Genomic DNA, 22,955 nt, shown 5'->3' on the forward strand with positions numbered 1-22,955 from the left:
CGGCTCTCCACGGCCGCCCGAAAGGATTTCTGACCAGCAATGGCCGACGAAACCACCCCCACCGCCGAGAACACCGCGGAGGAGCAGCAGATGCGCATCGAGCCCGTCGGGCTCGAGACGGAGATGCAGCGCTCCTACCTCGACTACGCGATGTCCGTCATCGTGTCCCGCGCCCTGCCCGACGTGCGCGACGGCCTCAAGCCGGTGCACCGCCGCGTCCTGTACGCGATGTACGACGGCGGCTACCGGCCCGAGAAGGGCTTCTACAAGTGCGCCCGCGTCGTCGGCGACGTCATGGGCACGTACCACCCGCACGGTGACACCTCCATCTACGACGCCCTGGTCCGCCTGGCCCAGCCGTGGTCGATGCGCATGCCGCTCGTGGACTCCAACGGCAACTTCGGCTCCCCGGGCAACGACCCGGCCGCCGCCATGCGCTACACCGAGTGCAAGATGGCGCCGCTGTCGATGGAGATGGTCCGGGACATCGACGAGGAGACCGTCGACTTCCAGGACAACTACGACGGCCGCAACCAGGAGCCGACGGTCCTGCCGGCCCGCTTCCCGAACCTCCTGGTCAACGGCTCCGCCGGCATCGCCGTCGGCATGGCGACCAACATCCCGCCGCACAACCTGCGCGAGGTCGCCGAGGGTGCCCAGTGGTACCTGGCCAACCCGGAGGCCTCGCACGAGGACCTGCTCGACGCGCTCATCGACCGCATCAAGGGCCCGGACTTCCCGACCGGCGCCCTGGTCGTGGGCCGCAAGGGCATCGAGGAGGCGTACCGCACCGGCCGCGGCTCCATCACGATGCGTGCCGTGGTCGAGGTCGAGGAGATCCAGAACCGCCAGTGCCTGGTGGTCACCGAGCTCCCGTACCAGGTGAATCCGGACAACCTCGCGCAGAAGATCGCCGACCTGGTGAAGGACGGCAAGATCGGCGGCATCGCCGACGTCCGCGACGAGACCTCCTCGCGCACCGGCCAGCGCCTGGTGATCGTGCTCAAGCGCGACGCCGTCGCCAAGGTTGTGCTCAACAACCTGTACAAGCACACCGATCTGCAGACCAACTTCGGCGCGAACATGCTGGCGCTGGTCGACGGCGTGCCGCGCACGCTGTCGCTGGACGCGTTCATCCGCCACTGGGTGCACCACCAGATCGAGGTCATCGTCCGGCGGACGAAGTTCCGCCTGCGCAAGGCCGAGGAGCGCGCCCACATCCTGCGCGGCCTGCTCAAGGCCCTGGACGCGATCGACGAGGTCATCGCCCTCATCCGGCGCAGTCAGACCGTCGAGGTCGCCCGCGACGGCCTGATGGGCCTGCTGGAGATCGACGAGATCCAGGCCAACGCGATCCTCGAGATGCAGCTGCGCCGCCTGGCGGCCCTGGAGCGGCAGAAGATCGTCGCCGAGCACGACGAGCTCCAGGCGAAGATCAACGAGTACAACGCGATCCTGGCCTCGCCGGAGAAGCAGCGCGCGATCGTCAGCGAGGAACTGGCGGCGATCGTCGACAAGTTCGGCGACGACCGCCGGTCGAAGCTGGTGCCGTTCGACGGCGACATGTCCATCGAGGACCTGATCGCCGAAGAGGACATCGTCGTCACGATCACCCGCGGCGGCTACGTCAAGCGCACCAAGACCGACGACTACCGCTCCCAGCGGCGCGGCGGCAAGGGCGTGCGCGGGACGAAGCTGAAGGAAGACGACATCGTCGACCACTTCTTCGTCTCCACCACGCACCACTGGCTGCTCTTCTTCACCAACAAGGGCCGGGTCTACCGCGCCAAGGCGTACGAGCTGCCGGACGCCGGACGTGACGCCCGCGGCCAGCACGTGGCCAACCTGCTGGCCTTCCAGCCGGACGAGCAGATCGCCGAGATCCTCGCGATCCGCGACTACGAGGCGGCCCCGTACCTGATCCTGGCCACCAAGGCCGGCCTGGTGAAGAAGACGGCGCTCAAGGACTACGACTCGCCCCGGTCGGGCGGCGTCATCGCCATCAACCTGCGTGGGCGGGAGGATGGCAGCGATGACGAGCTGATCGGCGCCGAGCTGGTGTCCGCCGAGGACGACCTGCTGCTGATCAGCAAGAAGGCGCAGTCGATCCGCTTCACGGCGACCGACGACGCGCTGCGCCCGATGGGCCGCGCGACCTCCGGTGTGAAGGGCATGAGTTTCCGCGAAGGTGACGAACTGCTTTCCATGAGCGTGGTCCGTCCCGGTACGTTCGTCTTCACCGCGACCGACGGCGGCTACGCCAAGCGGACGCCGGTCGACGAGTACCGCGTCCAGGGCCGTGGCGGTCTGGGCATCAAGGCCGCCAAGATCGTGGAGGACCGCGGTTCGCTCGTCGGCGCGCTCGTGGTCGACGAAACGGACGAGATTCTCGCCATCACGCTCAGCGGTGGTGTGATCCGTACGCGAGTCAACGAAGTCAGGGAGACCGGCCGTGACACCATGGGCGTCCAGCTGATCAACCTGGGCAAGCGCGATGCCGTGGTAGGTATCGCCCGTAATGCCGAGGCCGGTCAGGAAGCTGACGAGGTCGAGGAGACCGAGGCAGCCGAAGGACAGGCCGCCGAGGCCGCCGAGGGTGTGGAGCCCTCGGCCGGGGAGCACGAGGAGTAAGTCGTGAGTGGAGCCACGGGCGCCGGACCGGCCAGAACCGAGGAGGACGGTGCCCGTGGCCCCGCCGCGGACTCCGAGGGCGGTGCCGGCGCCCCCAAAGGCGGGGGGACAGCGGTGACGGACACGCGGGGGTCGGAGCAGAAGCCCAAGGCCACGCAGAAGCCGAAGCCGAAGCCGCAGCCGAAGCCGAAGCAGGAGAAGCCGGCCGCCGAGCCGTACCACCCGCCGCAGGCGTACGCGGCCCCCTCGGGCCCGGGTGCGCCCCGGGACGCCAAGGACCCCGCCGCGCAGCGCAAGCCGCGTACGGGGGCCCGTGTGACGCCCAGGACGCGCAAGGCGCGGCTGCGGGTGGCCAAGGCCGATCCGTGGTCGGTGATGAAGGTCAGCTTCCTGCTGTCGATCGCGCTGGGCTTCTGCACGATCGTGGCGGCGGCGGTGCTGTGGATGGTCATGGACGCCATGGGCGTCTTCTCCACCGTCGGCAGCACCATCAGCGAGGCGACCGGTTCGAGCGAGAGCAACGGCTTCGACCTCCAGGCGTTCCTGTCGCTGCCGCGGGTGCTGATCTTCACCTCGGTGATCGCCGTGATCGACGTCGTGCTGGCGACGGCCCTGGCGACGCTGGGCGCGTTCATCTACAACCTGTCGGCGGGCTTCGTCGGCGGTGTGGAGCTCACGCTCGCGGAGGACGAGTGACCGTCTGATGACCTGCGGGGACGCCTCCGCACCGCGTCCACAGGGGCTGCGCCCGGGGGGATTTTGGCGGGACCGTGTCTGTGCGCTAATCTTCAGGAGTCAGCGCGCAGCGCGGAGGGGCTATAGCTCAGTTGGTTAGAGCGCATCCCTGATAAGGATGAGGCCACAGGTTCAAATCCTGTTAGCCCCACAGTGTGGAAGACCCCCAGGCCGGATGGCCTGGGGGTCTTCGCCGTATGGGCCCGCCCGGGGGCTTCCCAGGTCACCGAACGGTATCGATCGGTGTGTATTGTTGGCCGCCGGAAGTACCCAACGACGACGAAGGACGAGGTCGCGCGGTGAAGAAGCTGCTCCTGGTCGCACTGGCCGCCATCGGCGGTCTCCTCGTGTACCGCCAGATCCAGGCGGACCGCGCCGAGCAGGACCTGTGGACGGAGGCTACTGACTCCGTGCCCTCCGGTTCGGGCGTGTGAGACCCCAAGGCTGATCCATGAAGCCCCGGCTGCCACTGCGGCCGGGGCTTCATGCTGTTCCGATTTGTAAAGATTTGCGTTGCTTGAGCAAAACGGGGGTGGGTGTGATGGGGCGGACGCGGACTGCGGTGCCGGCGGTGGCAGCGGTGACGGCGGCTCTGGGACTGGTGGTGGGCCTGCCGGGGGCCGGGTACGCGGCCCCCGGGCCGCTGCCCCCGTACCGGCCGGCGCAGGGCGCGCAGAAGGTGCAGGGCGCCACGAGCACGGCCGACGCACCGCAGGTGGCGCCCGGGAAGGTCTACACGGACACCCTGGCGCCCGGTGACCGCTTCTACCGGCTCAACCTGGACGACAGGTCCACCGTGTACGTCTCCGCGGTCCTGCAGCCCTCCCCCGGCGTGAAGATCGACTCCAGTGGCGACGGCATCAAGGTCAGCATCATGACCACCGACGGCAAGGACTGCCCGGGCAGCTCCGGCAAGGCGGACTTCGGGTACGGGAGCGGCGGCCGCCCGATCGGCGCCGCGGGCGTGCGCAGGCTGACGGAGGACGCCGAGTGCCAGCAGGCCGGCGTGTACTACGCGAAGGTCACCCGGGAGGCCGCCAAGGGCTCGGACCAGACGCCGTGGCCCGTGGAGCTGAAGGTGTCGCGCGAGCCCGGCCTGAAGACCGGCAGCGCGCCCGTGCCCGCGCCGAGCTCCTGGCCGTCCGCCCCGCCGGTGGCCCCGGGCAGCGAGGCGGTCACGAGGGAGGGCGGCACCGGCTTCAACGACGCCCGCGCGCTGGGCGCCGGGGTGTGGCGCGACGGACTGAGGCCGGGTCAGACGCGGTTCTACCGGGTGCCCGTGGACTGGGGGCAGCAGCTGGCGGTGAGCGCCGAGCTGGCGGGCGCGAAGCGGACCAAGGAGTACGCGTCGGCCAGCAGGGGGCTGCTGGTCAGCGTGTACACCCCGTACCGCGGCCTGCTGGACGACAAGGACGGCAGCTACGACGGCAAGCAGGCGAGCCTGACCCTGCCGCCGACGGCACCGGTGGCCTACGAGAACCGGTTCGCGTCCGACGACGCGCTGCGCTCGGCGGGGGCGGCGGGCTGGTACTACGTGGCCGTCACGCTGGGCGAGAAGGTCGCCGAGTTCACCGAGGACGCCACCCCCGTGCCGCTGACGCTGCGGCTGAACGTGGAGAACAAGGCCGTGCCCGCGCCCCCGTACACGGAGAGCCCGGCCACGGCGGGGTTCGCCGTCGAGGAGGACGACCACACGGCCGCCCGGGACGGTCTGACGGAGCCGGAGGCGCTCGCGGCGGCCGACCGGCGCCGGACCATGGGCGCGGTCGCCGCCGGCGGCTTCGGCACCGGGACGGCGCTGCTGCTCGTCCTCGGCGGCTGGACGCTGCTGGCCCGGCGCGGGCGGAGCGCCTGAGCGGCGGGCAGAGCCGCGGCCGCTGACCCGCCCGCTGTTCCGCCCGCGGTCGTCAGAGTTGGGTGAGGGCCCAGGCGCCCACCGCGAAGCACAGCAGCGCGGCGGCCAGGAGGGCCGCCGCGACCTTCCGCGGCGGCGGGGCGATCCCGCCGGTCCGCGCGGCCGGAGCCCCGGCCGGGGCCGCAGGGTGCGGGGCGGTGACGGGTTCCGGCGGGGCCAGGCGGAAGCTGCCGGTCCCGAAAGCGGGAGCGGCAACGGCTGCGGCCGCCGGGGCGGCCGGAGTGGCCGGGGCGGCCGGAGTGGCCGGGGCCGGCTGCGGGAAGGGGCCGGCCTGCACCGCCGTGGCAGGCGTCGGCGTGCCCCGCGGGTCGGTACGGGTGGGCTCCGCCGCCACGGTCGCGGCCGTGGGAGGCGCCGTCGGGGCGGGCACAGCCCCGGGAGGCACCGGCGGGGAACCGGGTGCCTTCAAGGCACTCGGTTCCGGACCTGTCACCACGCCGGGAGCCCTCGGATCCGAGGGGGCGGGCGCGGCCGGCGCGGACGCTGCCCCGGCCGGCTTCTGCGGCCCCTGCGGGCCGAAACCGGGCGGCAGCGGACCGAGTTGGTCGAAGACTTCCACCGGGTCTTCGCCCGACAGGTCCGGCGGCAGCAGCTCAACGGCCTCGGCAAGGGCCCTGCGGACCCCTGTGGCGGTCTTGAAGCGGTTCCGGGGGTCCGGCTGCAGGAGGTTCGCGATCACGTCCCAGAGAGGCACGGGGACGCCCTCGGGCGCGTCCGGGACGCCGTGGGCGAGGAACTGCTCCACGAGCGCCTCGGAATCGGGCTTGCGGCCCTGGACCAGGTAGAGGGCGACCAGGCCGACGGCGTACAGGTCGGCGGGGAAGTCCGGTTCGGCTCCGCGCAGTTGCTCGGGGGCGAAATAGCCGGGCGTGCCCACCACGTAGTGGGTCTCGGTCAGGCGCGGCTCGCCCTTGCGCATCGAGATGCCGAAGTCGGACAGCCGCAGGTGCGGCCGTCCGGTTCCCGTGGCCTCCATCAGGATGTTGGCCGGCTTGATGTCGCGGTGGATGACGTCCTCCGCGTGCACCGCCGCCAGCCCCGACAGGAGCTGGTCGAGCAGGGTGCAGACGAACCGCGGCGGCAGCGGGCCGTAGTCCCCGATCACGTGCGCGAGGGACCCGCCGGAGACCAGGTCCATCGTGAACAGGACCTTGTCGTCGTCCGCCGCCCAGCTGGCCGGGGCCAGGACGTGGGGGTGGTCGATCCGCAGGGCCTGCTCGCGGACGAACCGGAGCAGCGTGTGGGCGTCGCCCTGCTGGAGCACCTTCGCGGCCACGTACCGGCGGCGTCGCTGGTCCCAGGCACGCCAGACTGCGCCCGCCCCGCCGCGCCCGATCGGATCGATCAGTTCGTACCGGCCGGCGAAGACCTCACCCATTGCTGCGTCCGTCCCCCGTTGTGCTCGTCCGCCGTACGTGCGCCGGTGCCGTGTGCGCCGGTGCCGTGCGTGTCAGTTCTGGTGGGCCTCGTAGTGGGCCACCGCGTCGGCAGTGCGTCCCGCGCCGTACACCTTGAGGAACTCTGCCAGTTCCGGGTGGGTGGGGGCGAGACTGTTCGCCGCGTCGATGATGTCACCGGCCGCGGAGACCGAGCGCAGCAGCGACTGGATCTCGCGGACGACGCGCTTGACGGTCGGTGCGCCGGAACCGGTGCTGGTCTGACCGCTGTTGATCAGGACGGAGCCCCCCTGGGTCCGCTTGATCTCGTCCATCCGGTCGGTGGCCTCCGCGGCGCTGACGCTTCCGTCCGCCACCTGGCTCGCGAGGTCCTGCAGCGCCTGCACGCGCTGGACCACGGCCGGGTTTCCGATCTTGGCGCGCTGGCCGCTCATCAGCTGGGAGAGCATGGGGGCCGAGAGGCCGAGGACGGCAGCGAGGCGGGCCTGGTTCAGGCCGAGGTCGTCTATGAGCCGGCGGAACAGCGCGCCGAGGGGTTCCCCGTACCAACTGCGCTGAAGTTCTCTGGCTCTGGCTGTAGCCTCTTGTTGTACTGCGTCCACGCGTCCTACTCCCCTTCGCTGGTGCGAACCTCGCGAGCATCTTACGGAGAGTGGTCGCACGGTGGGAGTCCCCAACATTTTGCGGGATGAGGGGGAGGACCCGGTACTCTGTTCTGCGGAACGACCACTCCTTCGCGGGAGAGGGGTGCGTCCTCCCTTTCGGGGCTTTAGCTCAGTTGGTAGAGCGCTGCCTTTGCAAGGCAGATGTCAGGAGTTCGAATCTCCTAAGCTCCACTTCTTTACCCCTTCTGACCTGCGGAAACGCAGACCAGGAGGGGTTTTCTCGTACCGCTGGGGCGATGTTTCACGTGAAACGACGACCCCGCGGGGGCCGTCCGGATCCCTCGGATGGGCCGTTCGCAGGGCCGGGCGGCGCCTTCTGGCCGACAGTGGGGACAGGCACCGAGCCAGGGGCCGAGACCACGCCGGAGGCGCACAGACATGGGACTCTTCGACTTCCTCAGGTCCGAGAAGAAGAAACAGGCCGCCGCCGAGAAGGCGGCCGCGACCCCGACCGCCGACTACGCGACGACGTACGCCGACGCGGTCGCGGCCACCAGGGAGGCCGCCGAGCGCATGGCCGCCGCGGCCCCGCCGAAGCCCGCCCCCGCCCCGCCCAAGGCCGCCCGGGCCCCGCACAGGCCCGCCGCGGCCGACCATCCGCCGCACACCCCGACGCCCGCGTCCGCCGCGCACAAGGCGGTCCCCGCGGCTCCCGCGCCGGCCGCCGCGACGGGCGCCGTGAAGCGCACGTACACCGTCCGGGCCGGTGACTCGCTGACCTCGATCGCCCTCCGGGAACTGGGCAACGAGGCCCGCTGGCGCGAGCTCTACGCCATGAACCGGGGCGTCATCGGAGCCAACCCCCACCTGATCCACCCCGGGCAGGTGCTCACCCTGCCCGGCAGGCCGCCGGGCTGACCCCAGGTCAGGCGGCGACACGGCGCGTGGGGCCGGATCCGAGGGATCCGGCCCCACGCGCCACGTTCCCGGCTACTCCTCGTCCGTCTCGCCCGCCTCCCGCTCCTTCGCGGCCAGTTCGTCGTCGAACGTCGCCTGGGCCTCGTCGCGCGAGGACAGCTCGGTCGCCGCGGGCGGCTCGACGAGCCAGTCGGGGTTGGACTGCTGGTCCCACCACCGCCAGGCCAGGTACGCGGCGCCGGCCAGCACGCCGGCCACGACCACGCCCTTGAGCATCCGGTTCCGGCGCTGCAGCCGCTCGTGGTGCTTGACGAGCTTCTTCACCTCCTGGGCCGACATCTGGCCGCGCAGCGCCGCCAGGGCCGCCGCGGTGACCGCCGCGGAGCGCAGCACGGCCTCCTCGGCCATCGGCCGGCCGGCCGCGATCGCGTTCTCCAGCTTCGGCTGTGTGTAGTCGGCGGCCTGACGGGCCATGCGCCGGGTCTGGTGCACCGCCTGCGTGGCCGCCCGGTCGACGTTCGGCGGCACGTGGCCGCGCGCTGCGACCATGCGGGGATGCAGGTGGGTGTCGTACGCCGTACGTGCCTGGCGCGAGGCCTGCTGGGCGGCCTGCGAGACCTTCGGCGTCAGCCGCTCGTTCGCCTCGTGCGCGTAGTGCACCGCCGCGTCCTTGGCGGTTTCTGCGTACGGCGCCACCAGCTCCGCTGCGTGCCTCATCGTGTCCCGGGCGCTGTCGGCGACCAGGCGCACGCTGTCGTTGCGGGTCACGGGATCCTCCTCCTCGGTGGCGGACACAGTTCACCTTTCCACCCTTTGTCGGATCATGCCTGGCTTGGGGCCGGGCGGCATGCGTGACAGGGCATCCGGGTGGGGGATTTCTGTGGCGTACGGCCCTCCGTGGGAGGATCGGGCACCGACAGTGCTGACTATGGAAGGCAGATCCGTGGCCGAGAAGCTCTACGCCACCCTGAAGACCAACCACGGCGACATCGAGATCGAGCTGCTGGAGAACTTCGCCCCGAAGACCGTCCGGAACTTCGTGGAGCTCGCCACGGGCGCCCGTGAGTGGACCCGCCCCACCGACGGCCAGAAGACCACGGACCCGCTCTACGACGGCACCGTCTTCCACCGCGTGATCAGCGGTTTCATGATCCAGGGCGGCGACCCGCTCGGCAACGGCACCGGCGGCCCCGGCTACCAGTTCGCCGACGAGTTCCACCCGGACCTGGCCTTCACCAAGCCCTACCTGCTGGCGATGGCCAACGCCGGCCCGGGCACCAACGGCTGCCAGTTCTTCATCACCGTCGCCCCCACTGCCTGGCTCACCCGCAAGCACACGATCTTCGGCGAGGTCATTGACAAGGGCAGCCGGTCGGTCGTGGACTCGATCGCCGGCCTGCCGACCAACCCGCGCACCGAGCGCCCCCTGGAAGACGTGATCATCAAGTCCGTCTCCGTCGAGAAGCGCTGACGGGGAGCGCCCGCCGGGCGGCCCTCTGCCCGGGAACCTTCCGTCCGGGAACCTTCCGCCCGGCCCGTCCGTCCTGATGGCATACCGGACCGGCGGGGCACCGCCGTCCCGCCGCTGACCGAGGGGACCGATGGACACCGACCGTCTGCCGGGCTGCTACCGCCACCCGGACCGCGACACGGGGATCCGCTGTACCCGCTGCGAGCGCCCCATCTGCCCCGAGTGCATGATCAGCGCCTCCGTCGGCTTCCAGTGCCCCGAATGCGTCCGCGAGGGCTCCGGAACCGGCCACCGCCCGGCCGCGAACGCTCCGCGCACCCTCGCGGGCGGTGCCGTGGCCGACGATCCCCACCTGGTCACCAAGGTCCTCATCGGGATCAACGCCGCGGTCTTCCTGGCCGGCCTGCTCTTCCCCCCGCTCGTGGTCCAGCTGGAGCTGCTCGGCCGGTACGTCGACTACATCGGCGGCCCCGTCGAGGGCATCTCCACCGGCCAGTACCACCGGCTGCTGACCTCGGTGTTCCTGCACGCGGAGTGGTGGCACATCGCGGGGAACATGCTGGCCCTGTGGGTGATCGGCGGACCGCTGGAAGCGGCGCTGGGCCGGGTCCGCTACCTCGCCGTGTACGTGCTGTCCGGCTTGGGCGCGAGCGCCTTCGTGTACCTGCTGACCGAGCCGAACACCCCGACCCTCGGCGCCTCCGGGGCCGTCTTCGGGCTGCTCGGGGCGACCGTCGTGCTGGCGCGCCGGCTCCGCTACGAGATGCGGCCGGTCATCACGATGGTCGTGCTCATGCTGGTGCTGACCTTCGTGCCCTTCGGCGGCAGTCTGTCGGTGTCCTGGCAGGCCCATGTGGGTGGCCTGCTGACCGGCCTGCTGCTCGGGCTGGCGATGCTGGCACCGGGGACCGGGGGAAAACGGGCCTCCGTCCAATGGGGGACGTGCGCGCTGGTATTTCTGCTGGCAGCGGGCCTGGTACTGGCCCGGACGGCCGAACTCACCTGATCACACCGGCGTCAATGCTCCACAGAGTTATCCACAGATGGTCTGTCTTTTCCTCAGGTGTGGATGACGCTGTGGATAACTCCTGGGGAGAGCTTGCGGGGCGGCTGCATCCTGTGCTTGGCCGCCCCGCCCCACCGCGTGAGCCGCTTACTTCCACTGAGTGGAAACGCCGAATCCCGCCGCGATGAACCCGAATCCGACTACAATGTTCCAATTTCCGATGGACTCGATCGGAAGCTGGGTCTCACTCACATAAAACACGACAATCCAGGCCAGGCCGATCAGGAAGAGTGCCAGCATGACCGGAGCGACCCAGCTGCGGTTGGTCAGCTTGATCTGCTGCGCCTTCGTCGGCGGCGGCGTGTAGTCGTCCTTCTTGCGGATACGTGACTTCGGCACGAGGGGCTTCTCCTGTCGATGCGCTGGGGACCTGCCTGCCCCGGGCGTCCGTTAGCGTAGTGGACCTCTGGCGTTGAAGGAGAAGGGTACGTTGAGCAATTCCGACGACTCCTCCGCGGGTCCCCGCCGGCGGTTCCGGCCGGTCCGGCTGCTCACGGCCGCCGTCTTCGCACTCGCGGGCCTGATCTTCATCACCAGCTTCAACACGTCCAAGGGTACGAACATCCGGACGGACGCCTCGCTGCTCAAGCTCTCGGACCTCATCCACGAGCGCAGCCAGAACAACGCGGAGCTGGAACAGACCACCGCGGCCCTCCGCGGCCGGGTCGACGCCCTCGCCGACCGCGACGACGGCAGCACCAAGGCCGAGGACGCCAAGCTGGCCGCCCTGCGCACCGCCTCCGGCACCGAGGCCCTCTCCGGCAAAGCCCTGACCGTCACCCTCAACGACGCCCCGCCCGGCGCCACCGCCCGCATCCCCAACGTGCCCGAGCCGCAGCCCAACGACCTCGTGATCCACCAGCAGGACCTCCAGGCCGTCGTGAACGCCCTGTGGCAGGGCGGCGCCCAGGGCATCCAGGTCATGGACCAGCGGCTGATCTCCACCAGCGCCGTGCGCTGCGTGGGCAACACCCTGATCCTCCAGGGCCGCGTCTACTCGCCGCCGTACAAGGTGACGGCGGTCGGGGACCCGGCAGCCCTGCGCAAGGCCCTCGCGGCCTCTCCGGCCCTGCAGAACTACCAGATGTACGTGACGGCGTACGGGCTCGGCTGGAAGGTGGACGAGCACAAGGAGCTGACCCTGCCCGGCTACTCCGGCACCGTGGACCTCCACCACGCGAAGCCCGTCGAGAGCTCCTCTGCGACGAGCACCCCCTGACGCCGGGCCGCGGGCTTTAGTCTGTGTGCGTACCGCCCCTGCGGTGCGTGAGCGAAAGGGACGCGGACGGCATGTACGGCTGGATCTGGCGGCATCTGCCGGGCAACGCGTGGGTGCGCGCGCTGATCTCCCTCGTACTGGTCCTCGCGGCGGTCTTCGTGCTGTTCCAGTACGTCTTCCCGTGGGCCGAGCCGCTCCTTCCGTTCAACGATGTGACGGTGGACGAGGGATCGGGAGCCACTCCGTGAGCGCGCGCATTCTGGTGGTCGACAACTACGACAGCTTTGTCTTCAACCTGGTCCAGTACCTGTACCAGCTCGGCGCGGAGTGCGAGGTGCTGCGCAACGACGAGGTCGCGCTCTCCCACGCCCAGGACGGCTTCGACGGCGTGCTGCTGTCCCCCGGGCCCGGCACCCCGGAGGAGGCGGGCGTCTGCGTCGACATGGTCCGCCACTGCGCCGCCACCGGCGTCCCCGTCTTCGGCGTCTGCCTCGGCATGCAGTCGATGGCCGTCGCCTACGGCGGCGTCGTGGGCCGCGCCCCGGAGCTGCTGCACGGCAAGACCTCGCCGGTGGTCCACGACGGGCTCGGCGTCTTCGGGGGGCTGCCGTCGCCGTTCACCGCGACCCGCTACCACTCCCTCGCGGCCGAGCCGCAGACCCTCCCGGACGTCCTGGAGGTCACCGCGCGCACCGAGGACGGGATCATCATGGGGCTGCGGCACCGGGAGCACGACGTGGAGGGCGTGCAGTTCCACCCCGAGTCGGTGCTGACCGAGCACGGTCACCGGATGCTCGCGAACTGGCTCGTCCGCTGCGGCGACAAGGGTGCCGTCGAGCGCTCGGCGGGGCTGGCCCCGGTGGTGGGCAAGGCCGTCGCGTGACCTCGCTCGCGCCGTCCGCGCCCACCGAGGGCCGGGCCGCGCGGCGCAGGGCCGCCCAGCAGGCCGCGAAACGGGCGCGGCGGCACGGCAGCGGGCGGCGGCGCAAGCGGCCGGCCTCGGGCGGGCCGCTCATCGTCGCGAGCCGGCTCCTCGGGGAGCTGTTCATCACGCTGGGCGTGGTGATGCTCCTGTTCGTGGCCTACCAGCTCTGGTACACGAACGTGCTCGCGCAGCGCACGGCCGACGGGGCCGCGGGCTCGCTGCGCCAGACCTGGGAGCAGCAGCCGGGGGATGCCGCCGCCCCGCCGCCGGCGGCCTTCGAACCTGGGCAGGGCTTCGCCATCCTGCACATCCCGAAGCTGGACGTGAAGGTGCCGGTCGCGGAGGGCGTGAGCAAGCCCAAGGTGCTCGACCGGGGGATGGTCGGGCACTACGGGGACGGCGCTCTCAAGACCGCGATGCCCTCGGACAAACAGGGCAACTTCGCGGTGGCCGGCCACCGCAACACGCACGGCGAACCGTTCCGCTTCATCAACCGGCTGGTGCCGGGCGACCCGATCGTGGTCGAGACCCGGGACGCGTACTACACGTACGAGATGGCCTCGATCCTGCCGCAGACACCGCCGACCAACGTGGCCGTGCTGAAAGCCGTGCCCGAGGGCTCGGGCTTCACCGCCCCGGGCCGGTACATCACGCTGACGACCTGCACCCCGGAGTTCACCAGCACCTACCGCATGATCGTATGGGGCAGGATGGTGGACGAACGCCCGCGCGGCCAGGGCGCTCCGCCCGCGCTGGCCGCCCGATAGGCCGGCGGCAGCCGCCGCCCCCGCTCGAAGGACGAACCGCCGTGTCCCGTACCGCGCCTTCCCGCAGCAGCGTGCTCGCCGGGTTCCTGAGCCTGCTGGGCGAGTTCCTGATCACGGCAGGCCTGGTGCTCGGCCTGTTCGTGGCCTACTCGCTGTGGTGGACGAACGTGCTCGCGGACCGGCAGGCCTCGGCGCGCGGCGACGAGGTCCGCCGCCAGTGGCAGAGCGCGCCCGCGGCGGGGGCGCAGGCGGGGCCCGGCGCGCTGGACACCCAGGGCGGCATCGGCTTCCTGCACGTGCCCGCGATGAAGAGCGGCGAGGTGCTCGTCAAGCGGGGCACGTCGCCGGAGGTCCTCAACGACGGCGTGGCCGGCTACTACACGGACCCGGTCAAGGCAGCCCTGCCGTGGGAGAAGCAGGGCAACTTCTCGCTGGCGGCGCACCGCGACGGGCACGGGGCGAAGTTCCACCACATCGACAAGGTGAAGAAGGGCGACGCCGTCGTCTTCGAGACCCGCGACACCTGGTACGTGTACAAGGTCTTCGCGGAGCTGCGCCAGACCTCCAAGTACAACGTGGACGCGATCTCGGCGCTTCCGAAGGAGTCGGGGAAGACGGCGCCGGGCCGGTACATCACGCTGACCACCTGCACGCCCGTGTACACCTCGAAGTACCGGTACGTGGTGTGGGGCGAGCTGGTGCGCACGGAGAAGGTCGACGCGAAGCGGACGCCGCCGGCCGAGCTGCGCTGACCTTGCGGGGCCGTGCCCCCGGCACCTCCCTACCGCAGGGCCTGCAGTCGGGCTCCGGCGCTCCAGGCCTCGAGAAGGCCGCGGTGAACGGCGGTGACGCCGCCCCGGGCGGCGATGGCCAGGGCTTCGCGGGTGAAGGCGCAGGTTGCCACGTAGAGGGCCGCGTCGGCACGGTGCAGGACCTTGGAGGCGCCGAGAAACTTCTGCATCTCACCGCTGGGCACGTGCCGGAAGGGTGTGGCGTTCTCGCACCGGACGGCGACGGTACGGCCGTCGGCGGTGCGGGCGGTGATGTCGATGCCGAGTCTGCCGCCGCGGCCACGCCGTGCACGTCAACGTCGGTACAGCCGTCGCGGCGGAGCAGGCCGGCGACGTGGAGTTCGAACTCGTGCCGGTTCATGGCGGTGACGGTTTCGATGCCCCCGGTGCGGGCCCGGGCCTCCTGGTCGCGCTGGAGCCGGCTGATGGCGATGTCGTGCTCGACGAGCTTCGCCTGGATCCGTGTGACGTCCTGCCGGAGGGAGACCAACTCGCGGTGGTGTTCGCCGGAGGCCTCGATGAGCACGTTGAGCATGGGGACGACCTGCCGGCGGAGGATTTCCGTGGCCTCGTCACCCGAGTCGGTCTGGTGGAGAAAGTTATCCACAGGATGGGAGCGGGCCTCCTGCTCGGTGTCGAGGAGGTAGGCACGCACCTGACGTGCGATTTCGCTGTCGCGGAGGAGCATCCCGACGTTCAGGATGGCCCGGCGGGTGTACACGGCCAGGTGTACGCGCCCGCCACGGCCGCGAGCCTGTGGATGACGCGCCTTTGAAAGCGACTGGTTGTAGCTTTCAAAAGTCGCCAGGTCGGAGCCCTTGAGGGTGCGCATGCCGTTCTGGCCCAACTCTTCGCGGTGGCGTAGCCGGAGCTGGTTGATCACGCGCTCCGAGACCTCGTAGTAGGCCGCCACCATCGCCGTCGTTACGTGCAGTCCGTCCGGCAGGAGCGACAGTGCCTTCACCTTGTCCAGGACGTGCGTACGGTCCAGGACGCTCGTGCGCAGCGTCCTGGATTCCAGCAGTACCGATTCGCTGACCATCGTTCCGCCCCTCCCGGGCGGAACCCGCTGTCCCACCCCGACCGGACCAACGATTCCCGACATATGAAGACACGATCGGTTTTCGCGGAAATGTGCGGAGGCGGGACAGGAGGTGAGTACGCGAAGGCCCGGCTGTTCTTCCTGTGGGGAAGAGCGGCCGGGCCTTCGTGTCGTGCGGGGGCGGTGTCCTGGTCAGCGGCCTCCGAGGCCGGGGAGCCCGTTGTTGCCGCCCTGCTGGTTGCCGTTGACGCCGAACGTCTGGACGTTCACGACCGTGCCCCCGGGGACGGGGGTGCCCGGGTTCGGGTCGCTCCTCACGACGATCGCGTTGTCGTCCGTGGGGCCCGACAGCACCGCGCCGAAGGTCAGTCCTCGGGCCGCGAGCTCTTGCTTGGCCTGGCCGACCGTTCGTCCGGCGAGGTTCGGGACCTGTGTTTGCTGTGCTCCTTTTGAGAGGGACACGTTCACCGTCGTGCCCGGCGCCAGCTGGTCGCCCGGGTTGTACTGCTGATTGACGACCGTCTTCGGCGGGGCGCCGGGGGAGTCGATCTCGGTGGTGCTGCCCAGCTTGAGCTTGGCGGCGGTGAGGCGCTTGACCGCCTCCTCCTTGGTCGCCCCGAGGAGGTCGGGCATCGTGGACTTGGCCGGCTCCTTGGCGACGGTCAGCGTGACCGGGGAGCCCTTCTGGGCCTGGCCGCTCTTGGGGCTCTGGTCCAGGACGGTGCCGGGGGTGCGGTCGGAGTCCTGGGTCTTCTTCTCGACGGTGAAGCCCTTCTCCTTGAGCGCCTTCTCCGCTTCCTCGAAGCTGATGTTGACGACGTTGGGGACGGCCACCTGCGGGGCGCCCGAGGAGATCGTCAGCTTGACCGTGAAGCCCTTGTCGACCCGGGTGTCGGGCGCGGGGTCCTGCTTGCAGACGTTGCCCTTGGGCTGGTTGTCGCAGGGCTCGTCGGCCGTCTTCTCGACCTTGAGGTCCACGCTGTCGGCGTTCTTCTGCGCCTGCTCGAAGGTCTCGCCGATCAGCTTGGGCACGACGGGCCTGTTGTCGGCGGTGTTGAACAGCGAGCGGCCGATCAGGATCGCGCCGACCAGGACGAGGACGCCGGCCGTGACCAGCAGGATCGTCGAGGCCTTGCTCTTCTTCTGGTTCTGGCGGCGGCCGTGGCCCTGGTCGTACCCGCCGGAGCCCTGGTCCCCGTAGCCGTAGCCGCCGTCGCCCGGGGGCATCGGCGGGAGCATGGAGGTCTGGCCGGGGTCGGAGGGGCGCGGGGCGGCTGTGGGCTGGTCGTAGCCCTGGTGCCCGTAGTTGCCGCCCGGGTCCGGGTAGCCGTAGCCGGAGGTGCCCATGGTGGCGGTCGCGGCGACGGGCTGGCCCTCCAGGCAGGCCTCGATGTCGGCGCGCATCTCGTCGGCCGACTGGTAGCGGTAGTCGGGGTCCTTGACCAGCGCCTTCAGGACGATCGCGTCCATCTCGGGCGTGATCTCGGGGTCGAAGTTCGACGGCGGCTGGGGCTCTTCCCGTACGTGCTGGTAGGCGACGGCCACGGGGGAGTCGCCGATGAACGGCGGTCGGACGCAGAGCAGCTCGTAGAGCAGGCAGCCGGCGGAGTAGAGGTCGGAGCGCGCGTCGACCTGCTCGCCCTTGGCCTGCTCCGGGGAGAGGTACTGGGCGGTGCCGATGACGGCCGCGGTCTGCGTCATGGTCATGCCGGAGTCGCCCATGGCGCGGGCGATGCCGAAGTCCATGACCTTGACCTGGCCGGTCCGGGTCAGCATGACGTTGGCGGGCTTGATGTCGCGGTGGACGATGCCGGCGCGGTGGGAGTACTCCAGGGCCTGGAGGATGCCGATGGTCATCTCCAGGGTGCGCTCGGGCAGCAGCTTGCGGCCGGAGTGCAGCAGTTCGCGCAGGGTGGAGCCGTCGACGTACTCCATCACGATGTACGGGATGGAGATGTTGTCGACGTAGTCCTCGCCGGTGTCGTAGACCGCGACGATCGCCGGGTGGTTGAGCGACGCGGCCGACTGGGCCTCGCGGCGGAACCTGGCCTGGAACGACGGGTCGCGGGCGAGATCGGCGCGCAGGGTCTTGACGGCGACGGTACGGCCGAGCCGGGTGTCGTGGGCGAGGTACACCTCGGCCATGCCACCGCGGCCGAGCACGTGGCTCAGCTCGTACCGGCCGCCGAGGCGACGCGGCTCTTCCATAACGTTCCAGCCCTCTCCCGTCAGTCCCGACCGCACCGGTGTGTGGTCCGGCGGTGTGCTGTTCGCGCAAAGGCTACCGGCCGATCGTCGGCGATCGGTTCGCGACCACAGCCTGATACAGGACCGGTACCGTACGCCCGGTTCCGGGCGGGACCAGTGCCCCTCGTCACACCGGACACGGCCTTCACGCCTCGTTCCGTCGTTGCCATTGTCCGTGCCGCCGGTCAGCCCTTGCTGGCCAGGACGGCTTCCATGACGGCCTTGGCGATGGGGGCGGCGAGACCGCCACCGCTGATGTCCTCGCGGTCGGCGTCACTGTCTTCGATCACCACGGCGACCGCGACGGGAGAGCCCTTGTCGGTCTTGGCGTAGGAGATGAACCAGGCGTACGGGCGCTTGGCGTTCTTCTCGCCGTGCTGGGCGGTACCGGTCTTGCCGCCGACCTGGACACCCCTGATCTTGGCCTTGCCGCCGGTGCCGTTCTCGCTCTCGACGACGTTGACCATCATCTGCTGGAGCTTCTGCGCGTTGGCGGGGGAGAGCGGGCGGCTCATCTCCTGCGGCTCGTGCTTCTCGATGACGTCGAGGTTGGGCGCGGTGAGCTGTTCGACCATGTACGGCTTCATCAGCTTGCCGTCGTTGGCGATGGCGGCGGCGACCATGGCCATCTGGAGCGGGGTGGCCGCGGTGTTGTACTGGCCGATCGCGGAGAGCGAGTTGCTCGGCCGGTCCATCGTCTTGTCGTAGATGCTGGCGAACGCGCGGACCGGGGTGTCGATCTTGTCGTTGTTGAAGCCGAACTTCTGGGCCGTCTCCAGCATCTTGTCCTTGCCCACCTTGTCGGCGACGTTGGCGAAGACGGAGTTGCAGGAGACCTGGAGCGCGAAGTTGAGGTTGGCCTTCTCACACCCCTTGGCGTGGTTGACCATCGGGGTCTTCGTGTTCGGCAGGAGGTACGGCTCGGGGGTGTCGGTCGGCGCGTTGATGTCGGTGACGACACCGTGCTCCAGGGCGGCGGCGGCGGTGACGACCTTGAAGGTGGAGCCCGGCGGGTAGGTCTCGCGCAGCGCGCGGTTGACGAGCTTCTTCTCCGGGCTGTCCTTCAGCTCGACCCAGGCCTTCTCGTCCGTCTTGGAGTTGCCGGCGAAGGCGGACGGGTCGTACGAGGGGGTGCTGACCAGGGCCAGGATGGCGCCGGTGCGCGGGTCGATGGCCGCGACCGCGCCCGACGTGGTGCCGAGCTTGTCGTACGCCGCCTTCTGCACGTCCGGCATCAGCGTGGTGACGACGTTGCCGCCGGCCTTCTTGTCGCCGGTGAACATGCCGATGGTGCGGTCGAAGAACAGCCGGTCGTCGTTGCCGGTGAGGATCTTGTCCTCGAGGGACTCCAGCTGCGTGGAGCCGAACGCCTGCGATGCGTAGCCGGTCACCGGGGCCCACATGGGGCCGTCGGTGTAGACGCGCTTGTACTTGTAGTCACTGCCCGGCGTCTCGACGGAGCCGGTGATGGACTGCCCGCCCTTGACGATGATGTTGCCGCGCTGGGTGGCGTACTGGGCGATCTGGACCCGTCGGTTCTCCTTGCGGGTGCTCAGCTCCTCGGCCTGGACGTACTGGAGCCAGTTGGTCCGGATCAGCAGGGCGAGGACGAGCAGTCCGCAGAAGAGCGAGATGCGGCGCAGGGGTTTGTTCATGACGGGCGGACCACCTGGGTCATCTCGGAGTCGGGGGACGGCGCGGGGGCCGGCGCGGGACGGCGGGCGGTGTCGCTGATCCGGATGAGGATGCCGACCAGGACCCAGTTGGCGAGGACGGAGGAACCGCCGTACGCCAGGAAGGGCATGGTCATGCCGGTGAGGGGGATGAGGCCCATGACGCCGCCGGCGACGACGAAGATCTGCAGCGAGAAGGCGCCGGAGAGCCCGATGGCGAAGAGCTTGCCGAAGGGGTCGCGGGCGGCGAGCGCGGTGCGCACGCCCCGCTCGATGATCAGGCCGTAGAGCAGCAGGAAGGCCATGACGCCGGCGAGGCCGAGCTCTTCGCCGACGGTGGAGAAGATGAAGTCGGAGTTGGCGGCGAAGCCGATGAGGTCCGAGTTGCCCTGGCCCCAGCCGGCGCCGAGGACGCCGCCGGAACCGAAGCTCATGATCGACTGGCCGACCTGCTCGCAGGCGCCGGACTTGGTGTAGCAGCCGAAGGGGTCGAGCCAGGCGTTGACACGTGCCTGCACGTGGCTGGCGAACGTGCCGACGACGACGGCGCCGCCGACGCTCATGAGCAGGCCGATCACGATCCAGCTGGTGCGCTCGGTGGCGACGTACAGCATGATCACGAACATGCCGAAGAAGAGCAGCGAGGTGCCGAGGTCGTTCTCGAAGATGAGGACGAGCAGGCTCATCGCCCAGATCATCAGGATCGGGCCGAGGTCGCGGCCGCGCGGCAGGTAGAGGCCCATGAAGCGGCGGCTGGCCAGGGCCAGCGCGTCGCGCTTCACCATGAGGTAGCCGGCGAAGAAGATCGCGATGACGATCTTCGCGAACTCGCCGGGCTGGATCGAGAAGCCGCCGACGCTGATCCAGATCTTGGCGCCGAAGACGTCCGCGCCCAGACCGGGAATGACCGGCAGGATCAGCAGGACCAGCGCGCCCGCCATCGAGATGTACGTGAACCGCTGGAGCGTGCGGTGGTCCTTCAGGAGCAGCAGCACGGCCGCGAACATGGCGATGGCCACCGCGGTGTACATCATCTGGCGCGGCGCGGACTCGGAGAAGTTGCCGAAGCTGCGCTTGGCGAGGTTCTGCAGCCGCTCGGACTGGTCCAGGCGCCAGATCAGCACGCAGCCGAGCCCGTTCAGGAGGGTCGCGATCGGCAGCAGCAGCGGGTCGGAGTACTTCGCGTAGCGGCGTACGACGAAGTGGGCGATGCCCGCGAGGACGGCGAGGCCGCCGCCGTAGACGAGTATGCCCGGGGGCAGCTCGCCGTGGATCGCGAGCCCCACGTTGGCGTAGGCGAAGATCGAGATGACCACGGCGAACACGAGCAGCATCAGCTCGGTGTTCCGCCTGCTCGGCAGCTCGATGGCGCCGATGGTGGTCGTGTTGGTGACAACGCTCATGGTGTGGCAGGCCCCCTGTGCCCGCGTATGACTACTGCTTCCCGCACAGGCCCACCAGCTGCTGCTCTGCCGCAGTCAGGCTGCCGGGACCCGGTGTCTGGCTGTTCTGCTCCGCGTTGCGGCGCTCCTCGTCCTTCTTACACGCAGAAACCTGCACGCCCAGTTCATCGATCTTCTGGCGGGCTCCGGCGAGGCTGGTTTCGCTGATGGTCGCCTCGACCTGCTTCCGCTTGAAGGGCGGCAGGTACTTCAGTTCGATGTCGGAGCGGTCGGCCTCCACCGTGGAGAGCTCCAGCGGGCCGAGTTTCTGGCTGATGCCGCGGAAGAGCGCGACGTGGTCGCCCTTGACGCCGACGTAGTACTGGGTCTGCGTCCAGCGGTGGGCGGCGTAGAGGCCGCCCCCGACGACTCCGGCCACGATCAGCAGGATCAGCGTGCGGGCGGTCCACTTGCGCCCTTTGCTGCGCCGCCTGCGGGGGTGGTCGTAGGTGTCGTCGAAGTGGGCGTCGTCATCGTACGGCTCGGGGTCGCCGAAGCTGCCGTACGCGCCTCCCTGGCCGTGGCTCTGGTCGGGGTAGCCGTAGCCGGGGGCGTCGCCGCTGCCGGGCGGCCCGAAGGCGCCGGCGGGCGGCGGGACCTGGCGGCCCAGGCCCGCGGCGCGGCCCGCCGGGGTCTGCATGGCGCCGCCGTCGAAGAGCTGGTGCTGGTTCTCGGCGACCGCGCCGACGACGACCGGGGTGTCGTTCAGCTGGGCGGCGAGGGTGTCCCCGCTGTCGGTGTCGAGGACGTCGGCGACGATGCAGGTGATGTTGTCCGGGCCGCCGCCGCGCAGGGCGAGCTGGATCAGGGACTGCACCGTCTCGTGGGGGCCGTGGTAGTCGGCGAGGGTCTCCTCCAGGGTCTGGTGGGAGACGACGCCGGACAGGCCGTCGGAGCAGATCAGGTAGCGGTCGCCGACGCGGACCTCGCGGATGGACAGGTCCGGCTCGACCGTGTCGCCGCTGCCCAGGGCGCGCATCAGCAGGGAGCGCTGCGGGTGGGTGGTGGCTTCCTCTTCGGTGATGCGGCCCTCGTCGACGAGGCGCTGCACCCACGTGTGGTCCTGGGTGATCTGTGTCAGGACCCCGTCGCGCAGCAGGTAGGCGCGGGAGTCGCCGACGTGCACCAGGCCGAGGCGCTGACCGGTCCACAGGAGGGCGGTCAGGGTGGTGCCCATGCCTTCGAGCTGGGAGTCCTCCTCGACCATGAGGCGAAGCTGCTCGTTGGCGCGCTGCACGGCCGTGCCGAGCGAGGTCAGGATGTCGGAGCCCGGGACGTCGTCGTCGAGCTGCACGAGCGAGGAGATCACCTCGGAGCTGGCGACCTCGCCTGCGGCCTGGCCGCCCATGCCGTCGGCGACCGCGAGGAGGCGGGGGCCGGCGTAGCCGGAGTCCTCGTTGCCCTCGCGGATCATGCCCTTGTGTGATCCGGCGGCGAATCGCAGGGACAGACTCATGTGCACCTGCCCTGTCGACGCTTCCTCGGGGTACAACCGGTCTCGAGCCACACTGCCCACCCTCCGGTCGGGAGCGCGCTCGGGTCCGCGTCCTGCACGGGACGGACTGCCGCGGCTCGCTCGCTCCGCTCGCTCATTCTCGTACTACTTCCGCAGCTCGATGACGGTCTTGCCGATGCGGATCGGGGCGCCCGGCGGAATGGGCGTCGGGGTGGTCAGCCGGGTCCGGTCGAGATACGTGCCGTTCGTGGACCCGAGATCCTCGACGATCCACTGGCCGTCCCGGTCGGGGTAGATCCTGGCATGCCGGCTGGAGGCGTAGTCGTCGTCCAGCACGATCGTGGAGTCGTGGGCGCGGCCCAGGGTGATCGTCTGGCCTGCGAGGGCCACCGTGGTGCCCGTCAGGGTGCCCTCGGAGACCACGAGCTTCGTGGGCGCCCCGCGGCGCTGGCGCTGCTGCGGGGGCGCGGCGGCCTGCCGGCCCGCCTGTTGCGGCGCTCCGCCGCTGCTGCCGCGGCGCGAGCCGCGTTGTGTGACGCGCGTACCGAAGAGGTCGCTGCGGATGACCTGGACGGCCACGATGACGAACAGCCACAGAACGGCCAGGAAACCCAGCCGCATGACCGTCAGGGTCAGCTCTGACATTGCCCCCGCT

Annotated in this window: 23 protein-coding genes and 2 tRNA genes; 15 read left to right on the forward strand and 10 right to left on the reverse strand. The window is 70.2% G+C overall.

Going from position 1 to position 22,955, the window contains the following annotated elements:
• The first annotated feature begins 39 nt into the window (after window positions 1–39).
• From gyrA to ACIQUT_RS17895, 5 genes are all read left to right on the forward strand, one after another.
• On the forward strand, window positions 40–2,631 hold the full coding sequence (gene gyrA, locus ACIQUT_RS17875) for a DNA gyrase subunit A (RefSeq protein WP_403563847.1): 2,592 nt from the start codon (window positions 40–42) through the stop codon (window positions 2,629–2,631).
• 3 nt (window positions 2,632–2,634) lie between these two features.
• Complete coding sequence (locus ACIQUT_RS17880; protein ID WP_403563848.1) at window positions 2,635–3,327, forward strand: DUF3566 domain-containing protein; 693 nt, start codon at window positions 2,635–2,637, stop codon at window positions 3,325–3,327.
• A 116-nt stretch (window positions 3,328–3,443) separates the two neighbouring features.
• A tRNA-Ile gene (locus tag ACIQUT_RS17885) sits at window positions 3,444–3,517 on the forward strand.
• 148 nt (window positions 3,518–3,665) lie between these two features.
• The gene (locus ACIQUT_RS17890) at window positions 3,666–3,800 is read left to right on the forward strand and encodes a DLW-39 family protein (protein WP_208809277.1); all 135 of its coding nucleotides are present in this window, start codon (window positions 3,666–3,668) and stop codon (window positions 3,798–3,800) included.
• 137 nt (window positions 3,801–3,937) lie between these two features.
• Window positions 3,938–5,221 carry a hypothetical protein gene (locus ACIQUT_RS17895; protein WP_403563849.1) on the forward strand — a complete coding sequence of 428 codons (1,284 nt, stop codon included), beginning with the start codon at window positions 3,938–3,940 and terminating at the stop codon, window positions 5,219–5,221.
• A gap of 52 nt (window positions 5,222–5,273) precedes the next feature.
• Here ACIQUT_RS17895 and ACIQUT_RS17900 read toward each other — a convergent pair whose 3' ends face one another.
• Window positions 5,274–6,659 carry a serine/threonine-protein kinase gene (locus ACIQUT_RS17900; RefSeq protein WP_403563850.1) on the reverse strand — a complete coding sequence of 462 codons (1,386 nt, stop codon included), beginning with the start codon at window positions 6,657–6,659 and terminating at the stop codon, window positions 5,274–5,276.
• A 72-nt stretch (window positions 6,660–6,731) separates the two neighbouring features.
• A complete protein-coding gene (locus ACIQUT_RS17905; protein WP_403563851.1) occupies window positions 6,732–7,280 on the reverse strand; it encodes a helix-turn-helix domain-containing protein in 549 nt (182 codons plus the stop codon).
• Between the two features lie 161 nt (window positions 7,281–7,441).
• Between ACIQUT_RS17905 and ACIQUT_RS17910 the strand changes: the two genes are divergently transcribed.
• Both ACIQUT_RS17910 and ACIQUT_RS17915 read left to right on the forward strand, forming a co-directional pair.
• Window positions 7,442–7,514 (forward strand) — tRNA-Ala (locus ACIQUT_RS17910).
• Between the two features lie 207 nt (window positions 7,515–7,721).
• On the forward strand, window positions 7,722–8,201 hold the full coding sequence (locus ACIQUT_RS17915; RefSeq protein WP_403563852.1) for a LysM peptidoglycan-binding domain-containing protein: 480 nt from the start codon (window positions 7,722–7,724) through the stop codon (window positions 8,199–8,201).
• 72 nt (window positions 8,202–8,273) lie between these two features.
• On the opposite strand, the gene ACIQUT_RS17920 is transcribed toward ACIQUT_RS17915, so the two are convergent.
• The gene (locus tag ACIQUT_RS17920) at window positions 8,274–8,969 is read right to left on the reverse strand and encodes a DUF5324 family protein (protein ID WP_403563853.1); all 696 of its coding nucleotides are present in this window, start codon (window positions 8,967–8,969) and stop codon (window positions 8,274–8,276) included.
• 175 nt (window positions 8,970–9,144) lie between these two features.
• On the opposite strand from ACIQUT_RS17920, the gene ACIQUT_RS17925 reads away from it, so the two are divergent.
• Together ACIQUT_RS17925 and ACIQUT_RS17930 are read left to right on the forward strand one after the other, a co-directional pair.
• Window positions 9,145–9,672, forward strand: coding sequence for a peptidylprolyl isomerase (locus tag ACIQUT_RS17925; protein ID WP_403563978.1), 528 nt, complete (start codon window positions 9,145–9,147; stop codon window positions 9,670–9,672).
• A gap of 130 nt (window positions 9,673–9,802) precedes the next feature.
• A complete protein-coding gene (locus ACIQUT_RS17930) occupies window positions 9,803–10,678 on the forward strand; it encodes a rhomboid family intramembrane serine protease (RefSeq protein WP_403563854.1) in 876 nt (291 codons plus the stop codon).
• 147 nt (window positions 10,679–10,825) lie between these two features.
• Here ACIQUT_RS17930 and crgA read toward each other — a convergent pair whose 3' ends face one another.
• The gene (gene crgA, locus ACIQUT_RS17935; protein ID WP_179171839.1) at window positions 10,826–11,077 is read right to left on the reverse strand and encodes a cell division protein CrgA; all 252 of its coding nucleotides are present in this window, start codon (window positions 11,075–11,077) and stop codon (window positions 10,826–10,828) included.
• Between the two features lie 91 nt (window positions 11,078–11,168).
• Here crgA and ACIQUT_RS17940 point away from each other — a divergent pair, with 91 nt between their 5' ends.
• Genes ACIQUT_RS17940 through ACIQUT_RS17960 form a run of 5 tightly spaced genes read left to right on the forward strand, consistent with a single transcriptional unit; the run spans window position 11,169 to window position 14,401 of the window.
• Entirely contained in the window at window positions 11,169–11,957 is a 789-nt protein-coding gene (locus ACIQUT_RS17940; protein WP_403563855.1) for a DUF881 domain-containing protein, read from the forward strand.
• 47 nt (window positions 11,958–12,004) lie between these two features.
• Window positions 12,005–12,205: a hypothetical protein gene (locus ACIQUT_RS17945; protein ID WP_403563984.1), complete on the forward strand. Its 201-nt coding sequence runs from the start codon at window positions 12,005–12,007 to the stop codon at window positions 12,203–12,205.
• Window positions 12,202–12,840: an aminodeoxychorismate/anthranilate synthase component II gene (locus ACIQUT_RS17950; protein ID WP_403563856.1), complete on the forward strand. Its 639-nt coding sequence runs from the start codon at window positions 12,202–12,204 to the stop codon at window positions 12,838–12,840. The genes ACIQUT_RS17945 and ACIQUT_RS17950 overlap by 4 nt, the downstream gene beginning before the upstream one ends.
• Window positions 12,837–13,649 carry a class E sortase gene (locus ACIQUT_RS17955; RefSeq protein WP_403563857.1) on the forward strand — a complete coding sequence of 271 codons (813 nt, stop codon included), beginning with the start codon at window positions 12,837–12,839 and terminating at the stop codon, window positions 13,647–13,649. Before ACIQUT_RS17950 ends, ACIQUT_RS17955 begins: the two co-directional genes overlap by 4 nt.
• 41 nt (window positions 13,650–13,690) lie before the next feature.
• The gene (locus ACIQUT_RS17960; RefSeq protein ID WP_403563858.1) at window positions 13,691–14,401 is read left to right on the forward strand and encodes a class E sortase; all 711 of its coding nucleotides are present in this window, start codon (window positions 13,691–13,693) and stop codon (window positions 14,399–14,401) included.
• 29 nt (window positions 14,402–14,430) lie between these two features.
• On the opposite strand, the gene ACIQUT_RS17965 is transcribed toward ACIQUT_RS17960, so the two are convergent.
• Window positions 14,431–14,700 carry a restriction endonuclease gene (locus ACIQUT_RS17965; protein WP_403563979.1) on the reverse strand — a complete coding sequence of 90 codons (270 nt, stop codon included), beginning with the start codon at window positions 14,698–14,700 and terminating at the stop codon, window positions 14,431–14,433.
• A gap of 74 nt (window positions 14,701–14,774) precedes the next feature.
• Here ACIQUT_RS17965 and ACIQUT_RS17970 point away from each other — a divergent pair, with 74 nt between their 5' ends.
• On the forward strand, window positions 14,775–15,215 hold the full coding sequence (locus ACIQUT_RS17970) for a hypothetical protein (RefSeq protein WP_403563859.1): 441 nt from the start codon (window positions 14,775–14,777) through the stop codon (window positions 15,213–15,215).
• A 459-nt stretch (window positions 15,216–15,674) separates the two neighbouring features.
• Here the strand turns inward: ACIQUT_RS17970 and pknB are convergent, their stop codons facing one another.
• The 5 genes from pknB to ACIQUT_RS17995 all read right to left on the reverse strand — a co-directional run bounded on the left by pknB (window position 15,675) and on the right by ACIQUT_RS17995 (window position 22,945).
• Entirely contained in the window at window positions 15,675–17,690 is a 2,016-nt protein-coding gene (pknB, locus tag ACIQUT_RS17975; RefSeq protein ID WP_403563860.1) for a Stk1 family PASTA domain-containing Ser/Thr kinase, read from the reverse strand.
• Between the two features lie 224 nt (window positions 17,691–17,914).
• The gene (locus tag ACIQUT_RS17980; RefSeq protein ID WP_403563861.1) at window positions 17,915–19,384 is read right to left on the reverse strand and encodes a peptidoglycan D,D-transpeptidase FtsI family protein; all 1,470 of its coding nucleotides are present in this window, start codon (window positions 19,382–19,384) and stop codon (window positions 17,915–17,917) included.
• A complete protein-coding gene (locus tag ACIQUT_RS17985; RefSeq protein ID WP_403563862.1) occupies window positions 19,381–20,805 on the reverse strand; it encodes an FtsW/RodA/SpoVE family cell cycle protein in 1,425 nt (474 codons plus the stop codon). The genes ACIQUT_RS17980 and ACIQUT_RS17985 overlap by 4 nt, the downstream gene beginning before the upstream one ends.
• Before the next feature lie 31 nt (window positions 20,806–20,836).
• Window positions 20,837–22,300, reverse strand: coding sequence for a PP2C family protein-serine/threonine phosphatase (locus ACIQUT_RS17990; RefSeq protein WP_403563863.1), 1,464 nt, complete (start codon window positions 22,298–22,300; stop codon window positions 20,837–20,839).
• 144 nt (window positions 22,301–22,444) lie between these two features.
• Window positions 22,445–22,945 (reverse strand): FHA domain-containing protein, encoded by a 501-nt coding sequence (locus tag ACIQUT_RS17995; RefSeq protein ID WP_403563864.1) that lies wholly within the window; start codon window positions 22,943–22,945, stop codon window positions 22,445–22,447.
• Window positions 22,946–22,955 lie beyond the last annotated feature (10 nt).

This window comes from Streptomyces sp. NPDC090445 (assembly GCF_044769385.1).
Classification (GTDB): domain Bacteria; phylum Actinomycetota; class Actinomycetes; order Streptomycetales; family Streptomycetaceae; genus Streptomyces.

Bases quoted from the DNA above. Each gene is read 5' to 3' on its own strand.
- pknB (WP_403563860.1), bottom strand. From the start codon at position 17,690: ATGGAAGAGCCGCGTCGCCTCGGCGGCCGGTACGAGCTGAGCCACGTG.
- ACIQUT_RS17930 (WP_403563854.1), top strand. From the start codon at position 9,803: ATGGACACCGACCGTCTGCCGGGCTGCTACCGCCACCCGGACCGCGAC.
- gyrA (WP_403563847.1), top strand. From the start codon at position 40: ATGGCCGACGAAACCACCCCCACCGCCGAGAACACCGCGGAGGAGCAG.
- ACIQUT_RS17995 (WP_403563864.1), bottom strand. From the start codon at position 22,945: ATGTCAGAGCTGACCCTGACGGTCATGCGGCTGGGTTTCCTGGCCGTT.
- ACIQUT_RS17915 (WP_403563852.1), top strand. From the start codon at position 7,722: ATGGGACTCTTCGACTTCCTCAGGTCCGAGAAGAAGAAACAGGCCGCC.
- ACIQUT_RS17980 (WP_403563861.1), bottom strand. From the start codon at position 19,384: ATGAACAAACCCCTGCGCCGCATCTCGCTCTTCTGCGGACTGCTCGTC.
- ACIQUT_RS17985 (WP_403563862.1), bottom strand. From the start codon at position 20,805: ATGAGCGTTGTCACCAACACGACCACCATCGGCGCCATCGAGCTGCCG.
- ACIQUT_RS17990 (WP_403563863.1), bottom strand. From the start codon at position 22,300: ATGAGTCTGTCCCTGCGATTCGCCGCCGGATCACACAAGGGCATGATC.
- ACIQUT_RS17900 (WP_403563850.1), bottom strand. From the start codon at position 6,659: ATGGGTGAGGTCTTCGCCGGCCGGTACGAACTGATCGATCCGATCGGG.